General features: G+C 64.4%; 12 protein-coding genes. All 12 read right to left on the bottom strand.

From position 1 onward, the window contains the following. Positions 1-163: 163 nt before the first annotated feature. Positions 164-3,637, bottom strand: coding sequence for a DNA-directed RNA polymerase subunit beta (gene rpoB / locus QC765_RS10945; RefSeq protein WP_278314482.1), 3,474 nt, complete (start codon positions 3,635-3,637; stop codon positions 164-166). A gap of 388 nt (positions 3,638-4,025) precedes the next feature. Then, a complete protein-coding gene (locus QC765_RS10940; protein WP_278314481.1) occupies positions 4,026-4,529 on the bottom strand; it encodes an LpqB family beta-propeller domain-containing protein in 504 nt (167 codons plus the stop codon). A 283-nt stretch (positions 4,530-4,812) separates the two neighbouring features. Continuing rightward, complete coding sequence (locus tag QC765_RS10935; RefSeq protein WP_278314480.1) at positions 4,813-5,508, bottom strand: hypothetical protein; 696 nt, start codon at positions 5,506-5,508, stop codon at positions 4,813-4,815. Between the two features lie 123 nt (positions 5,509-5,631). Continuing rightward, positions 5,632-6,891: an MCE family protein gene (locus QC765_RS10930; RefSeq protein WP_278314479.1), complete on the bottom strand. Its 1,260-nt coding sequence runs from the start codon at positions 6,889-6,891 to the stop codon at positions 5,632-5,634. Beyond that, a complete protein-coding gene (locus QC765_RS10925) occupies positions 6,888-8,099 on the bottom strand; it encodes an MCE family protein (RefSeq protein ID WP_278314478.1) in 1,212 nt (403 codons plus the stop codon). Before QC765_RS10925 ends, QC765_RS10930 begins: the two co-directional genes overlap by 4 nt. A gap of 65 nt (positions 8,100-8,164) precedes the next feature. Further along, positions 8,165-9,406, bottom strand: coding sequence for an MCE family protein (locus QC765_RS10920; protein WP_278314477.1), 1,242 nt, complete (start codon positions 9,404-9,406; stop codon positions 8,165-8,167). Next, a complete protein-coding gene (locus tag QC765_RS10915; protein ID WP_278314476.1) occupies positions 9,406-10,401 on the bottom strand; it encodes an MCE family protein in 996 nt (331 codons plus the stop codon). The genes QC765_RS10920 and QC765_RS10915 overlap by 1 nt, the downstream gene beginning before the upstream one ends. Beyond that, positions 10,398-11,477 (bottom strand): MCE family protein, encoded by a 1,080-nt coding sequence (locus QC765_RS10910; RefSeq protein WP_278314475.1) that lies wholly within the window; start codon positions 11,475-11,477, stop codon positions 10,398-10,400. Before QC765_RS10910 ends, QC765_RS10915 begins: the two co-directional genes overlap by 4 nt. Then, entirely contained in the window at positions 11,474-12,817 is a 1,344-nt protein-coding gene (locus tag QC765_RS10905; RefSeq protein WP_278314474.1) for an MCE family protein, read from the bottom strand. Before QC765_RS10905 ends, QC765_RS10910 begins: the two co-directional genes overlap by 4 nt. Next, entirely contained in the window at positions 12,814-13,674 is an 861-nt protein-coding gene (locus QC765_RS10900; protein ID WP_278314473.1) for an MlaE family ABC transporter permease, read from the bottom strand. Before QC765_RS10900 ends, QC765_RS10905 begins: the two co-directional genes overlap by 4 nt. Positions 13,675-13,677: 3 nt before the next feature. Continuing rightward, the gene (locus QC765_RS10895) at positions 13,678-14,478 is read right to left on the bottom strand and encodes an MlaE family ABC transporter permease (RefSeq protein WP_278314472.1); all 801 of its coding nucleotides are present in this window, start codon (positions 14,476-14,478) and stop codon (positions 13,678-13,680) included. Next, a partial coding sequence (locus QC765_RS10890) for an ATP-binding cassette domain-containing protein (protein WP_278314471.1) occupies positions 14,475-15,122 on the bottom strand: 648 nt, incomplete at its 5' end. The genes QC765_RS10890 and QC765_RS10895, both read right to left, overlap by 4 nt.

The following is a 15,122-nucleotide window of genomic DNA, read 5'->3' as shown; positions in this document are numbered from 1 at the left end:
AACTTCCTTTCCCCGTAAGGGTTATTGGCCTCGCAGGCTGGATACGTTCCCCGGCCTGCGAGGCCGGACTGCAATACCTTGTTCAGCTAAGGCACCAAGACGCGTGTTCGCGACGGGCGCCGGAGCGCCACCGCATCCGAGGATGCGGTGGCAATCGCTCCCATCAGATCGCGCGGCTGTTCATCCCGAAACTAGCGGCGGTGCGCTCGATGTCATCGTCGTCAGTGTCGTGCATCGAGATCGCGGCACCATCGGAGGACAGGACCTCGACATTGAGGCAGAGCGACTGCAGCTCCTTGAGCAGCACCTTGAACGACTCAGGGATGCCTGGCTCGGGGATGTTCTCGCCCTTGACGATCGCCTCGTACACCTTGACGCGGCCCACCACGTCATCCGACTTGATGGTGAGCAGCTCCTGCAGCGTGTAGGCAGCACCGTAGGCCTGCATCGCCCAGCACTCCATCTCACCGAAGCGCTGGCCGCCGAACTGTGCCTTGCCGCCGAGCGGCTGCTGGGTGATCATCGAGTACGGGCCGGTCGAGCGCGCGTGGATCTTGTCGTCGACCATGTGGTGCAGCTTCAGGATGTACATGTAGCCAACCGCCACCGGGTACGGGAACGGCTCGCCCGAGCGACCATCGAGCAATTGCGCCTTGCCGTTCGCTTCCACCATGCGCTCGCCATCACGGTTGGGCAGGGTGGATCCGAGCAGGCCTGCGAGCTCGTCCTCCTTCGCACCATCGAAAACCGGGGTGGCGGTGCGCGTGTCGGGCTGTGCCTCCAGGACTTCCTGGGGCAGCTTCTCTGCCCACTCGGGCATGCCGTTCGCGACGTCGACCTTCCAGCCGGACTTCGCGATCCAGCCGAGATGCGACTCGAGGACCTGGCCGATGTTCATTCGGCGTGGCACGCCGTGGGTGTTGAGGATGATGTCGACCGGGGTGCCGTCGGCGAGGAATGGCATGTCCTCGGTGGGGAGGATCTTGCCGATGACGCCCTTGTTGCCGTGACGACCGGCGAGCTTGTCGCCATCCTGGATCTTGCGCTTCTGCGCCACGTACACGCGCACGAGCTCATTGACACCTGGAGGGAGATCGTCGTTGTCCTCGCGGGAGAAGACCCGGACACCGATGACCTTGCCGGTCTCGCCGTGCGGCACGCGCAGCGAGGTGTCACGAACTTCCTTGGCCTTCTCGCCGAAGATCGCACGGAGCAGGCGCTCCTCGGGGGTCAGCTCGGTCTCGCCCTTCGGGGTGACCTTGCCGACGAGGACGTCACCATCGCGGACCTCCGCGCCGATGCGCACGATGCCCCGGTCGTCGAGATCAGCAAGGACCTCGTCGGCGACGTTCGGGATGTCGCGAGTGATCTCCTCGGCACCAAGCTTGGTGTCGCGAGCATCGATCTCGTGCTCCTCGATCTGGATCGAGGTGAAGGTGTCCTCCTCCACGAGGCGCTGCGAGATGATGATCGCGTCCTCGTAGTTGTGGCCCTCCCACGGCATGACCGCCACGAGCAGGTTCTTGCCGAGCGCCATCTCGCCCTGATCGGTGCAGGGGCCATCGCCGATGACCTGTCCGATCTCGACGCGCTGGCCCTCATCGACGACAGGGCGCTGGTTGATGCAGGTGCCCTGGTTCGAGCGACTGAACTTGCGCAGCTGGTAGGTGCGCCGGGTGCCGTCGTCGGCCATGATCGTGATGAAGTCGGCCGAGACCTCCTCGACCACGCCAGCCTTGTCGGTGAGGATCACGTCGCCCGAGTCATAGGCGGCGCGCAGCTCCATGCCGGTGCCGACCAGTGGTGCCTCGCTGCGCAGCAGCGGGACAGCCTGGCGCTGCATGTTCGCGCCCATCAGCGCGCGGTTGGCGTCGTCGTGCTCGAGGAACGGGATCATCGCGGTCGCCGCGGAGACCATCTGCCGGGGCGAGACATCCATGTACTGGACCTCGACCGCCGCGACGAACTCCACCTCGGAGTCGCTCGTCGCCGGCGGGCGCACCAGGACCTGCTCATCGACGAACCGGCCCTGCGCATCAATCGGAGAGTTCGCCTGCGCGATGTTGAAGCGATCCTCCTCATCAGCGGTGAGGTAGCGGATCTCGTCGGTGACGATGCCACCCTCGACCTTGCGGTACGGCGTTTCGATGAAGCCGAACGGGTTGACCCGCGCATAGACCGACAGCGATCCGATCAGGCCAATGTTCGGGCCTTCCGGGGTCTCGATCGGGCACATGCGGCCGTAGTGCGAGGGGTGGACGTCACGGACTTCCAGTCCAGCGCGCTCGCGGGAGAGGCCACCGGGGCCCAGCGCTGACAGGCGTCGCTTATGCGTCAGGCCGGACAGAGGGTTGTTCTGGTCCATGAACTGCGACAGCTGGGAGGTTCCGAAGAACTCCTTGATGGCAGCAACCACGGGCCGGATGTTGATCAGGGTCTGCGGAGTGATCGCCTCGACGTCCTGGGTCGTCATGCGCTCGCGGACCACACGCTCCATGCGGGACAGGCCGACACGGATCTGATTCTGGATCAGCTCGCCGACCGTGCGCAGGCGACGGTTGCCGAAGTGATCGATATCATCGGTGCGGACCGTCACCTCGACGTCGTTGACGCTGGTCATCAGCGTTTCGCCGGAGTGCAGACGAACGAGGTACTCGATGGTGGAGACGATGTCCTCATCGGTCAGCGTCGTCGCGGCCGGATCAATGGCCAGGCCAAGCTTCTTGTTGACCTTGTACCGGCCCACCCGCGCGAGGTCATAGCGCTTGTCCTTGAAGAACAGGCTATCAAGGAGGCTCTCGGCTCCCTCCTTCGTCGGAGGCTCGCCCGGGCGCAGCTTGCGATAGATATCGAGCAAGGCGTCGTCGGTGCCGGCGGTGTTGTCCTTCTCCAGCGTCGACATCATGATCTCGGAGAAGCCGAAGCGCTCGCGGATCTGCTCGTTGGTCCAGCCACGTGCCTTGAGGAGAACCGTGACGGGCTGGCGGCGCTTGCGGTCGATCCGGACACCCACGGTGTCGCGCTTATCGATATCGAACTCGAGCCAGGCACCCCGGCTCGGGATCACCTTGACGCTGTAGAGGTCCTTCTCGGTGGACTTATCGCGGGTCTTGTCGAAGTAGACACCCGGCGAGCGCACCAACTGGGACACCACGACACGCTCGGTGCCATTGATGACAAAGGTTCCCTTGTTGGTCATCATGGGGAAATCGCCCATGAAGACCGTCTGGCTCTTGATCTCGCCGGTCTCGTTGTTGATGAACTCCGCGGTGACGAACAACGGCGCCGCGTAGGTCATGTCCTTTTCCTTGCACTCCTCGACGGAGGCCTTGACCTCGTCGAAGCGCGGATCAGTGAAGGACAACGACATCGAGGACGCGAAGTCCTCGATGGGAGAGATTTCCGAAAGCACGTATTCAAGACCGCTGGCGGTGGCGTCCTCGCCGCGGGAAGCTGCGCGCTCGCGCCAGCTTTCCGCGCCGATCAACCATTCGAACGAATCCAACTGAAGGTCAAGCAACCCAGGGACTTCGAGGGGTTCGCGAATCTTCGCGAAGGAGACCCTATTCGGAGCTCCGGGAATGCCGGCCACTGAACTGGTCTGGCGGGAGACTGCCAAGATGCGTCCTTCCAGCACCTCACGCGCGCCGCCCGGCTCGCGGACGGCAAACGCTTTCGTCTGCTTTGCTGAGTGATTGAGTCCGCTGGAGGCAACCCGAACGAACCCCTCAACTCACGATCAGACGAGACGAAGCACGATCGAGGGACGAGTGGTGTACAGGAGGCAGCCAGCGCAACGTCCAACGATAGACGATTGGGACTGAGATGTCGAATCCCACGCAAAAATAGTCGACACTTGTCAAGTCGCGTCGACAGGCCGCATCCCGGAGCGTCCGGCTAGGCCCGACGCTCTCACAGCCACGAAGTACTGCTGGTACACGAAAAGCGCAAACCAGGCACTACCGACTGTCTAACGAGATCGTACCCAATCAGAGGCGATAACGCAGCCCCACCGAATGTGACCCCTACCGCTCGATGATCGCATCGACGAGCCACTCCCCGTCGACCTTGACCAGCTCCAATCGCAATGGACCCGAAGCTTGATCAGCCGCGCCATCGGACCGCACGGTGCTCACCGCGGTCAGCACCAGGACCTCGGCCTCGTCGTTGCCCAGGGACACGACTCCAGCCCTCGGGACCGTGGTCTCCACGACCGCGCCCAGCTGCAGCGCCACCTCCTCGGTGACGCTGATAGTGGAATCGTAGTTCTCGCGCATGGATTCGGTCAGGTACCCGCGCGCGGTGTCGAAATCCTCGTCGAGGGTCTCGTGGCTGTAGCTGAAGATCGCCTCGACGGCCTCGACTGCAGTTCGCTTGACCTCTTGCGTCGCCGCCGTATCCACGAAAGCTCGGTTCTCGGCTCCGCTTTCCGCGGCAGAGCTACCGCCAGCGAGGGCACCTACGCCCCGAGTCCCGATCAGCACTCCAGTGGCGAGCGCCGCCACCAGAGCGAGCACCACAACGAGCACGATAAGCCAGCGTGGCGCGCCCTGCCGAGCGACGGTGTTCCCATCATTGGCACCGGCTGCTGTTTGGTCTGCGCCACCCCCAGTTGATCCTGCGTCCGGGGCTTCCGCTTGCTGCTCGGCCCTGGAGCGATTGTGACCAGCGATCGGTGGGCGGCGACCACGTTCCGGCCGTTGCCCGCCCGCGGCATTGCGTCGCGCCATGATGACTACTCTCCCTCGATGAATATGCGGCTGTCAGGCGTGCTCGTGCTCAGCGCGCCACGGTCAGCGATCGCGAGCAGGCTCACTCGCCCTCCCCTGCGTTCTCCTCGGGCAGCGGCGCCTCGCCCGCGCCCTCCGGAGCTGGGGCCTCCCCTTCCGGAGCTGGGGCCTCTCCCTCGGGAGCTGGGTTCGCGCCCTGCCCATTCTCAGCGGCCGGGCCGCCCACGATTGGCGTGGAAAGCGCCACGTAGTCGGACGCCGAGACCAGCCACTTCCCGTCGACCTCGGTCATCGTCATGCCAGCGATGACCCGCTGGACGACATTGCCCGTATCGGGGCGCTCCGCGGTCTGGTTCAGCACGGCGAACACCTCGGCCGTGCCGGCTTCGGCATCGAATGACTCGAGCGCGATGTCGGTGACCTCGACGGTGATGCGACGGCCCTCGGTCTCGCGGCCAAGGAGTGCCTCCTCGGCCTGGTCGATCTGCTCATTGATCTCGTCACCGGTGATCACGGAGCGGATCTCGTCGAGCGTCCTCTCCGGATCATCGCCATCGAGCGAGTTCATCGTGACAACTGCTCCATGGGCGGCGGTCAGCACCTGATCACGTTCCGCAGCCACGCCCCGTCCGTCGACTACTCCCCACCACACCCAGGCGAGCCATGCGATCGCTCCGATCAGCAGTACTGCGATAACCCCAAGGGCGATCGTCGCACCGCTGCGGCGCTGCGGCTTATCCGCCGTCTTCTCGGACTGTGTGCCTTGGTTCTCACTCACGCGTTCACCGTACCTTCGCCATGTGCCTGTCCCGAAAATCCCATGCGGTTCTCAGGAAACCGCAAGCAAACACACATCTAGTGGGGCCCAGTCAATGCCCGGGCCCCACTAGATGCTGTCGTGCTAGTCGCCGTCGAGGATGTCGAGCAGCTGTGCCGTCTGCTCGGCGAACGGATTGAGGTTCGCCGTATCCGGAGCAACCTTCGGCTGCCGGTCCCACGGCTGGACCGTGTCGGGATCGGCATAGATCATCTTGTTGGAGCTACGCACACCCGTCGGACTCCCCTGCGGAGTGCGGCAGCCGACCGTGGTGTCCCATTCCCAGTCCGCGTGCGTGCCGTTGTACACCGCATCGATGGTCGGGCCGTCGGGCATCCGCTCATAGGTGCCCTCGTAGCCGACCGTGCACGCCGGTGGGTTGTTCAGCTCGAAGACAAGCCCGAAGTGCGCCGTCCCATCGTTGGGCGCGACGGTGTAGGCGGCGGCACCGAGGGCGGGCAATGCCTGGAGCACCGGCTGCAGGTAGGTGCCCCGCTCGCCGAGCACCTCGGCGATCGGAGCCGTATCGCTCAGGATCCGGGTCAGCGACGGTCCACCCCGATCGAGCAGCGCGCTGACAGCTTCGCTCGCGCTCGTCGCGGTGCCGATGATGCGCCGGATGTCCTGGTCGCTCTGCTGCAGCTGGTCGGTGATCAATCCGAGGTCACTAGAGAACGAGCGGATCTCGTTCTGCTGCTCGGCTTGGGTGCGCAAGAAAATGCTGCCATCGCGGAGGAACTGCAGCACCTCGGGCATGTTCTCGTTCGCTTCCTCCGAGAAGGTGTCGAACGAGTCAATGACCGTGCCGAGATCCTCGCCCCGGCCATGGAATACAAGGGCGGTCTCCTCGACGACCTCGCGGAACTTCTCCAGCGGGATCGATTGCGACAAGTCATACAATCCATCGAGCAGCCTGTCGACACGGACCGGCGCGGAGCTCCTCTCGAATGGGATCACGTCACCCTCTTCCAGGAAGGGGCCTTCGTCGGTATCGGCGCGGAGATCCATGTACTGCTCGCCGGCGGCAGATCGGTTCGCTACAACCGCACGGGACGAGGCAGGGATCTCGGGGGCGCCGGTACGGACCAGCAGTTCCACACGCGTGCCCCCTTCGATGGGCTCCTGCTCGCCGACCACACCGATTGGAGTGCCGCGGTAGGTGACCTCAGCGAGCGGGAAGATACCGCCAGTGCCACCTTCCTGAGTCATCTCCACATACACGGAGTACTCACCGAAGCCAAGCAGAGTGTGCAACCGCGCGTACTTGGCGCCGACGAACACGACGCCCACGACGGCGATCACCACGAACATGACTAGCTGGATCTTGACGAAGCGTGACATCATGGCTGGCCGACCCCCAAGGTGTCGAGGAGTTCCTGGAACTGTCCGAGTGGCGACGCCGCCGGCGCGCGCGCGGGCAACAAGTTGCCCAGCGGGATCAGCGGCGCGGTCCCCGGTCCTGGCACCGGACCGTTCCCGTTGACGTAGGGGTTGCTCGGGTCAATGACCGGCTGCGGCTGGCCGTATGGGGCCACGTACTGCGGCGGCGGCTGCCCGACACCCAGGTTCTCCAGGGTATCGGCGAGTTGGAGATCCACAGATACCCACCCGTTGACCGCTCCCGCATAGAAGACGTCGATCGCGCTATCCGGGAACGGGTATGTCGGCAGGATGGAGAGCGAAGCCGGCAAGTCCGCGCCCGTGTTGGCGAGTGCCTGGACGATCGGGCGCAGCGCTCGCAGATCGGCGACCAGATCCTCCCGGACCGTGGTGATCACATCCGAGCCGATGGTGCTCATGGCCTCGATCTGGCGGAGAGCCTCGATCAGCTGCGGAGTCTGCTCGGCGAGGATCTGGGTGCCGCGTGGGATCTCCTCCGCGATCGCGCTGATCTGGTCGCGCTGCGTATCGAGCCGCGCTGACATGACCTCGAGGTTGTCGAGGGCGCGCTGGATCTCCCCGCGCTGGTTGTTGAGGCTGTTGACGAGGGTGTTGGTTTCCTGCAGGAGCGACTTGACCTGGGGCTCCCGGCCTCCCAGCGCCTTCTCGAGCTCGTCGAGGATCGGTTGGATCTGCGCGACGCCACCACCGTTGAGCAGCAGTGACAGCGCACCGAAGAGGTCCTCGATCTCGATCTGGACACGGCTGTTGTCCGGGGGGATGTAGTGCCCGTCCTCGATCACTTCCGAAGCTCTATCCGACTCCGGTGGCTCGATGGCGACGAACTTCTCACCGAGCAATGCGGTCTGCTGGATGGAGATCAGCGAGTTCACGGGCAGCTGAAGGCCATCCCGCAGTCTCATCTCGATGATCGCGTTCCACCCACCGTCGCTTAGCGAGACGTCATCGACCATTCCCACGTTGACGCCATTGACCTTCACCATGGTATCGGGGAACACCTCGGGCACCTGGTCGAACTCGGCGGTCACGTTGATCGGATCAGATCCGAGGTCCGCGCCACCGGGCAGCGGAAGCGAGTAGATGCCGTCCTCCAGCATGCAACCGGTGGTGGTGGTCCCAACGGCGGCCAGGCTGATGACCAGGGTGGCCAATCGACCTGGTCGACGCCATGGCTTTGCATTGCTGGTCCGTGGAGCATTGCTCCTTGACGGATTGATCACCGTCCACCTCCAACCAGTGAGCGTTCGACATCAGTAAGGTCGATGGGTGCCTGGACACCTGGAACGGTGCCAGGGACCGGGCCAGCGTTCTGGATGAGCTGGTTGCTCATGATTCCCAGCGGCAGCACCACACCGGGGCTCCGCACACCGGCGTTCAGCTGCTCGGCGAGAGCATCGCATTGCTGGAGGATCGGTGCCATCTGCTCACCCAGTTCCGAGAAGCGCTCGTTCTGCGGGTACAGGCGCTGCACGTCGATCAGGCCGCAGACGGACCCACCGAGATCCTGCAGTTCAAGCAGGTTGAGGCGGGCAGCTAGCGTGCCTGATTCCGCATCGTAGGCATTCGCGAGGTTGCTGATCGCGAGCGGCGCCGTCACCAGGATCTCACTGAGAGCGTCTGTCTCCTGCGTCAACCGCGATGTCACCTGGGCAAGGCCATCCGCGTTGGATGAGAGCGCCTCGCGATTGTCGTTGACGAAGCGCGCGACATCGTCGAGCGTGAAGGAAAGCTGGTTGATCGCGGCACCGACATTTTCCCGCTCGCCGGCGAGATAGTCGGTGAAGATTGCCATCTGGGTGTTGAAGTTGCGCACCTGTGTGTCGTTCTCGGCGAGCGCGGTTGTCAGTTCCTGCAAGTTGCGGATCGTACCGAAGAAGTCCTCGCTGCCATTCGCGAACGTCCGCGACGCCTCGGCGAGCTCGGTGATCGATTCGCCGAGTGCTTGGCCATTGCCGACGAGGTTTGCATGGGAGGTGTCGATGAACTCGGACAGTGCCCCGTCCTTGTTCGCCCCATCCGAGCCCATGGCCTCGGTGAACTCGGCGATGGACCGGTAGATCTCATCGACCTCGACGGGAACCCGCGCGCGTTCCCGCGGGATCTCCGCATCGTCGCCTTCGAGTTCCGGGCCGCCCGAGTAGGCGGGCGAGAGCTGGATGAAGCGATCCGAGATGAGCGAGGGGGTCATCTGCAGCGCGAACGCATCTGCAGGGATCTTCACTCCCCGGTTGATATTCATCTCCACGCGCACCTCGTCGCCCACGGGAGTGACGCTCGAGACCTTGCCGACCTCCATGCCCAGCACACGCACCTTGGTTCCGCTGTAGATGCCCACGGTCGTCGGGAAATGCGTGGTGATCTGCAGCCCGGGCCGGAAGAAGAACCACCAGATGATGGTCCCAGCGAGGAGCAGCAGCACCAGGGCGCCCGCGATTACTCCGATGCCTTTCTTGGCCATCAGTTAACTCCCTCGGTGTTGATCGGGGCACGAATGCCTGGGACCTCGGGCAACCCCGGCGGTGTGAGATTGACGATGGCGATATCGAACCAGCGTCCGTTTCCGAGGGTGTCCGCGAAGACCCGGTAGAACGGCGCGAGCAGGTTCACGCCGCGCTGGAGCGCTTCCTGGTTGCGCACGAGGATGTCGGTGACGCCCTGCAGCTGTTCCAGCGCAGGCCCCATCTGGGCCTCGTTGTCCTCGACGAGGCCGGTCAGCTCGGTGGAGAGATCCTGGCTCGACCGGAGGAGGATCGAGATCGCCTCGCGCCGGATGTTGAGCTCCTGCAGAAGCAGGCCCGCATTGGTGATCAAGCGGCTGAACTCCTCGTTGCGGTCCGCGAAGATCTGCGTGGTCTCCCGAGTCTGATCAAGGAGCCGCACCAGTTCCTCATCGCGGTCGGAGATCGTCTGCGAGAGCCGCGTGACCCCATCGATGGCGTTGCGCATGTGCTCGGGGGTGTCGGCGAAGCTGTCCGAGAGGGTCCGGAAGGCTTCGGCTGACTGCTCCATATCGATTTCGCCCAGCGTCTCGGCCGCATCGGAGAACGCGGGGATGACGTCGTAGGGAGCGGTCGTACGTTCCAGCGGGATCCGCACCCCAGGATCAAGTGCCTCGGTGCCGCGCGGTTCCAGCGACACGTACTTCTGTCCCAGCACGGTCTTGATCTGGATCGAGGCCTCCGTGCGGTCGCCGATCCAGGTGTCCTCGATGCGGAGCCCGACGGCAACGCGGTCGCCCTCGAGCGTCATGTCAGTCACCTCACCGACCTTGACGCCCGCTACGCGGACCTCTGCGCCGACGTCCATGCCGGCGGTCTCGCTGAACTCGGCAGTGTAGTGCTGGGCCTGCCCGTACAGCGGAACATCAGTAAGGAAGAAGGCCGATGCCGTGGCTGCCAGGATGACAATGACACCGATGAAGCCGGTGATCGAGGGATTTCGGTGCAAGGTCACTGGATACCCCCAGGTTGGCAGCGTTGCGCCACGTTGGTGTAAATCGGCTGGTTCAGCCGCGGGATTCCACCGGGAACACTAACCGTGGAGGGCGCGCCCGGTCCGAGCATGATGTCGAGCCCGCAGAGGTAGATGGAGAACCAGGAACCCAGCGAAGCGGACTTGCCCACGCGCTCGAGCTTGACCGGCAGGTTCTGCAGCGCGGACTCGACCTGGCCGCTTCCCTCGTTGAGGTTGCTCGCAAGCTGCTCGACGCCGCCGACTGTGCCCTGGATGGACGGGCGGGAGGATTCGAGAAGCGCGCTCAGCTCCGTGGTGAGAACCGAGAGCGAGTCGACAGCGCTGCCGATCGTTCCGCGGTCTTCCGCGAGGCCGCTCACCAGGATGTCGAGGGAGGTCACCATCTCCTTGATGTCCTCGTCGTGCTCATTGACCCGCTCGAGCACTGAGTTCAGGTTCGTGATGACGGCGCCGATGACCTGGTCCTTATCGGCGATCGCATTGGTGAGAGTGCCGACATTCGCGACGAGCTGGGTGACAGTGGTCCGCTCGCCCTGGAAGATCTGGATGATCTGGTCCGCGAGCCGGTTGATGTCTGCCGGGTCGAGGGTCTCGAACAATGGCCGGAAGCCGTTGAACAGGACGGTCAGGTTGACCGCCTCCGTTGTCCGCTCGAGCGGGATCACATCACCCGATTCCAGCATCTCGCTCTCGTCCCCGGTCGTACCCCTGGTCAGCAGCAGGTATCGCTGGCCGGCCAAGTGGCGGTACCGGATGGCGGCATCGACGTTGGCTGGAACTTGCATGCCCTCCTGCAACTGGAACTCGACCTCGGCGATGTCACGGTCGGCGCCCTGGGGCAAGAGGCTGATGGCGGTGACCGCGCCGACGCGCACGCCAGCGATTCGGACCTCGTCACCGACGCTCAGGGAGGTGACGTCGCTGAAGCGGGCGGTGTATTTCGCGCCCGAGGTGGGCAGGTAGTTCGAGACGGCTACCGCGAGCACTGACACGGCCAGGATCGTGACTATGGCAAAGACAATGAGCTTGATCAGGGGTGCGGCGAGGCTCTTCATCGGATGCTCACCTCCGCCCCGCGCAGTACTGGTGCTCCGATCATGGTGGTCCATCCTGGGATGTCGTCGGGCGCGATTCCGGTGCCCTGGCTGTAGATGACGCTCAGTGCATCGCGTTCCGCCGGGGATCCAGCAAGGTCAACACCGCTCGTGCTCACGACGCTGGCCAGCGGATTCGGGAGTTCCTGCACGTTCTGTGGCCCGGGGTTGCGCGAAGGCACCGGATAGGTGCCGTCATTGATGGCGCCTCCCGGGTACTGGCCGAAGTTGCCCTGGCCCGGCGGTACCGCTTGGTAGCAGACTGGGCCACGGTCATCAAAGAGGCGTGGCTCGTCCTGGTTGGGCAGGTAGCGTCCGCGCGGATTCGCGATCTCCACCGTCATGTTGAGCCCTTGGCCGCGTTCCGCGACGCCGGCGCCGAACGCGCGGTCGAGCCGAGGCTCGACGTCAGCGAAATAGCCGATGGCGCATCCATAGGCCGGCGAGTACCGGGCAAGCATCTCCAGGGTCTCCCTTGAGTCCGCGGCGATGGTGATGATGTTATCGCCGTTGGTGTTGAGGAAGTCAGCGAGCTGGTTCGACGAACGGGTCAGCGACACCAGCATCGCATCAACGTTGGAGCGTTCCTCGATGATCGTCTGGTTGGTGGTGCGGAAAGTATCGAGCGCGTTGATCAGATCGGGCAGCGCGTCGGAGTAGGTATCCGCGAATGTCGCGAAGTCCCGCACTGTTGCCTCGAGGTTGGGCTGCTCCGTATTGATGCTGGTGGCCATCTCCTGGAAGCGGTCGATCATGGCACCGAGCTTGTCACCCCGGCCGCTGAACGCCTGGTTGAGAGATCCAAGGGTGACGGCGAGGTCCGCGGGTGGCACGGCAGTGAGCAGATCGTGGAACACGTCGTACATGCGCGACGCGTCGATGACGCTGCCCTGGGTCGCCTCGGGGATGACCGCGCCCGCCTGGATATTATCCCCGGTCGGTACCTCCGGCATGATCAGTGCAACGTAGCGCTCGCCGAAGAGCGTCTTGGGAGCGATTCGCGCCGTCACGTTCTCCGGGACGTACGACACCTTGTCCGCATCGATGGCGATCTCGATTCGCGCCTGGCTATCCGGGCCGATGCTAGTGCTGCGCACCTCGCCCACGTTCACACCTTTGATCTTGACATCAGCCTGCTCGCTGAGCGAGTTGCCGAGCGTGTCGACAACCACGGTCACCATAGCGACCGGCTTGAAGACCTTCATGAAGGTCAGCGTGGTGAACAGCACGAACGCCAGGATCAGCGCGATGAAGATGACTCCGATGATGCGCAGCCTGTTCTTGCTGGGTACAGCACTCATCCGGCAACCCTCACTGTGGTAGTCGTGCCCCAGATGGCGAGGCTCAGGAAGAAGTCAAGGATGGCGACGGTGACGATAACCGTACGCACCGAGGTGCCGACGGCCACGCCGACGCCTGCCGGGCCGCCACTGGCGTTATACCCGTAGTAGCAGTGCACCATGATGAGCACGAACGCAAAGATCAACACCTTGCCGAACGACCACAACACGTCCTCTGGGGGCAGGAACAGGTTGAAGTAGTGGTCGTACGAGCCAGTCGACTGGCCATTGAGGTACACGTTGATGGATCGCGAGGCGAAGTACGAGGCGAGCAGGCCAACGATATACAGCGGGATGACCGCGATGAAGCCAGCCACGATGCGGGTCGTGACGAGGAACGGCAGGCTCGGTACTGCCATGACCTCCACGGCGTCGATCTCCTCGGAGATGCGCATCGCGCCGAGCTGGGCAGTGAAGCCGCAGCCGACCGTGGAGGACAGTGCCAGCGCCGCGATGATCGGCGCCACCTCGCGGGTATTGATGTACGCCGCGATGAAGCCCGTCAGCACCGAGGCGCCGATCTGGTCGAGCGATGCGTAGCCCTGCATGCCCACGACCACGCCGGTGAACGCGGACATCGCGATGATGACGCCGAAGGTGCCCAGGATGACCGCGAGGCCACCGGTGCCGAAGGTCACCTCGGCGAGCAGCCGGGTCACCTCCTTCGGGTACTTCTTGGTAGCAGCGGGGATCCAGGCAATCGCGCGACCGTAGAACGACAGCTGCCCGCCCAGGTCCTCGAGCGTGTTGAGGGGTGCCTTGGCGACTTTCTTCGCACGCCGCCCCATGACATCGAGGCGGCCCTTGGTTGCCGTCATGCCTTACGCCCCCTTCGGCGGGATGATCTGGATGTACACAGCGGTGAGGATGAAGTTCGCGAAGAACAGCAGCAAGAATGTGACGACGACGCCCTCGTTCACTGCGTCGCCCACGCCCTTTGGGCCACCCTTGGGGTTGAGGCCCTTGTAGGCAGCGATCACGCCTGCGATCACACCGAACACCATGCCCTTGATCTCGCCGATCCAGAGGTCGGGCAACTGCGCGAGCGCGGAGAACGAGGCGACGTAGGTACCTGGCGTGCCGTTCTGCAGCATGACGTTGAAGATGTAGCCACCGCCGACGCCCACCACGGCCACGAGACCGTTGAGCAGCATGGCGACGAGGATCATCGCCAGCACGCGCGGCACCACGAGGCGCTGGACGGGATCGATGCCCAGCACCCTCATCGCGTCGATCTCCTCGCGGATGGTGCGTGATCCCAGGTCCGCGGTCACGGCGGAACCAGCAGCGCCCGCTACGAGCAAAGCGGTCACCAGCGGCGCGCCCTGCTGGATGACGGCCAGGGCGCTCGCGGAACCAACAAAGCCCTCTGCACCGAGCTGGCGGATCAGCGAGCCCGTCTGCAGCGAGACGATCGCGCCGAACGGGATCGCCACCAGCGCGGTCGGAAGGATCGTCACGTTCGCGATGAACCAGGCCTGCTCGATGAACTCGCGGGTCTGGAACGGACGACGGAACGTGTTGCGGATGACGTCGACGAATAGCTGGAAGATCAGGCCGGCCTGGCGGAGCATGCTCCCTGCGGCCTTGGTCACCTTGTTATCGCGCACTGCGCTTGTCATTGGTTGCTCCCCGCACGCTCCGCCGCCTCACGCTCCGACGCCTCATGCTCCGACGCCTCGTGCTCCTCGAGCTCCTTGCGGATCGCCCGCTGCGCCTGCGGCGGCAGCTCATCGACGATCGCCTTCACCCGCTCGCGACGACGGATCTCGCCCTGCCGCACCGGCATCCCCGGCGTCGGCCGGATCTGCGGCACGATCCCCCGCACATCCTCGTCCGGCGACCCATCCGCGTGCCCGGCCGCGGCCATCGCCTCCTCCGCCGCGCGCTGCGCCTCGTCCTTCTCCTCCGACATGCCGATCGGGCCAAGCTTGCGGCCATTGAGGAACTGCCCCACCACCGGCTCGTCCGAGGTCAGCAGCACCTCGCGCGGACCGAACATCACCAGCTGCTTGCGGAAGAGCATCCCCAGGTTGTCCGGCACCGTCCGCGCCATGTTGATGTTGTGCGTCACGATCAGCACCGTGCAATCGATCTGCGCGTTGATATCGAGGATCAGCTGGCTCAGGTACGCCGTGCGCACCGGATCGAGGCCCGAGTCCGGCTCATCGCACAGCAGGACCTCCGGGTTGAGCACCAGCGACCGCGCGAGGCCCGCGCGCTTGCGCATCCCGCCCGAGATCTCGCCCGGCAGCTTGTTCTCCGC

The organism is Hoyosella levis, from assembly GCF_026008515.1.
Lineage (GTDB): Bacteria > Actinomycetota > Actinomycetes > Mycobacteriales > Mycobacteriaceae > Lolliginicoccus > Lolliginicoccus levis.
Note: the sequence above shows the minus strand (reverse complement) of the source record. Positions and strands in the feature narration are given on the sequence as shown.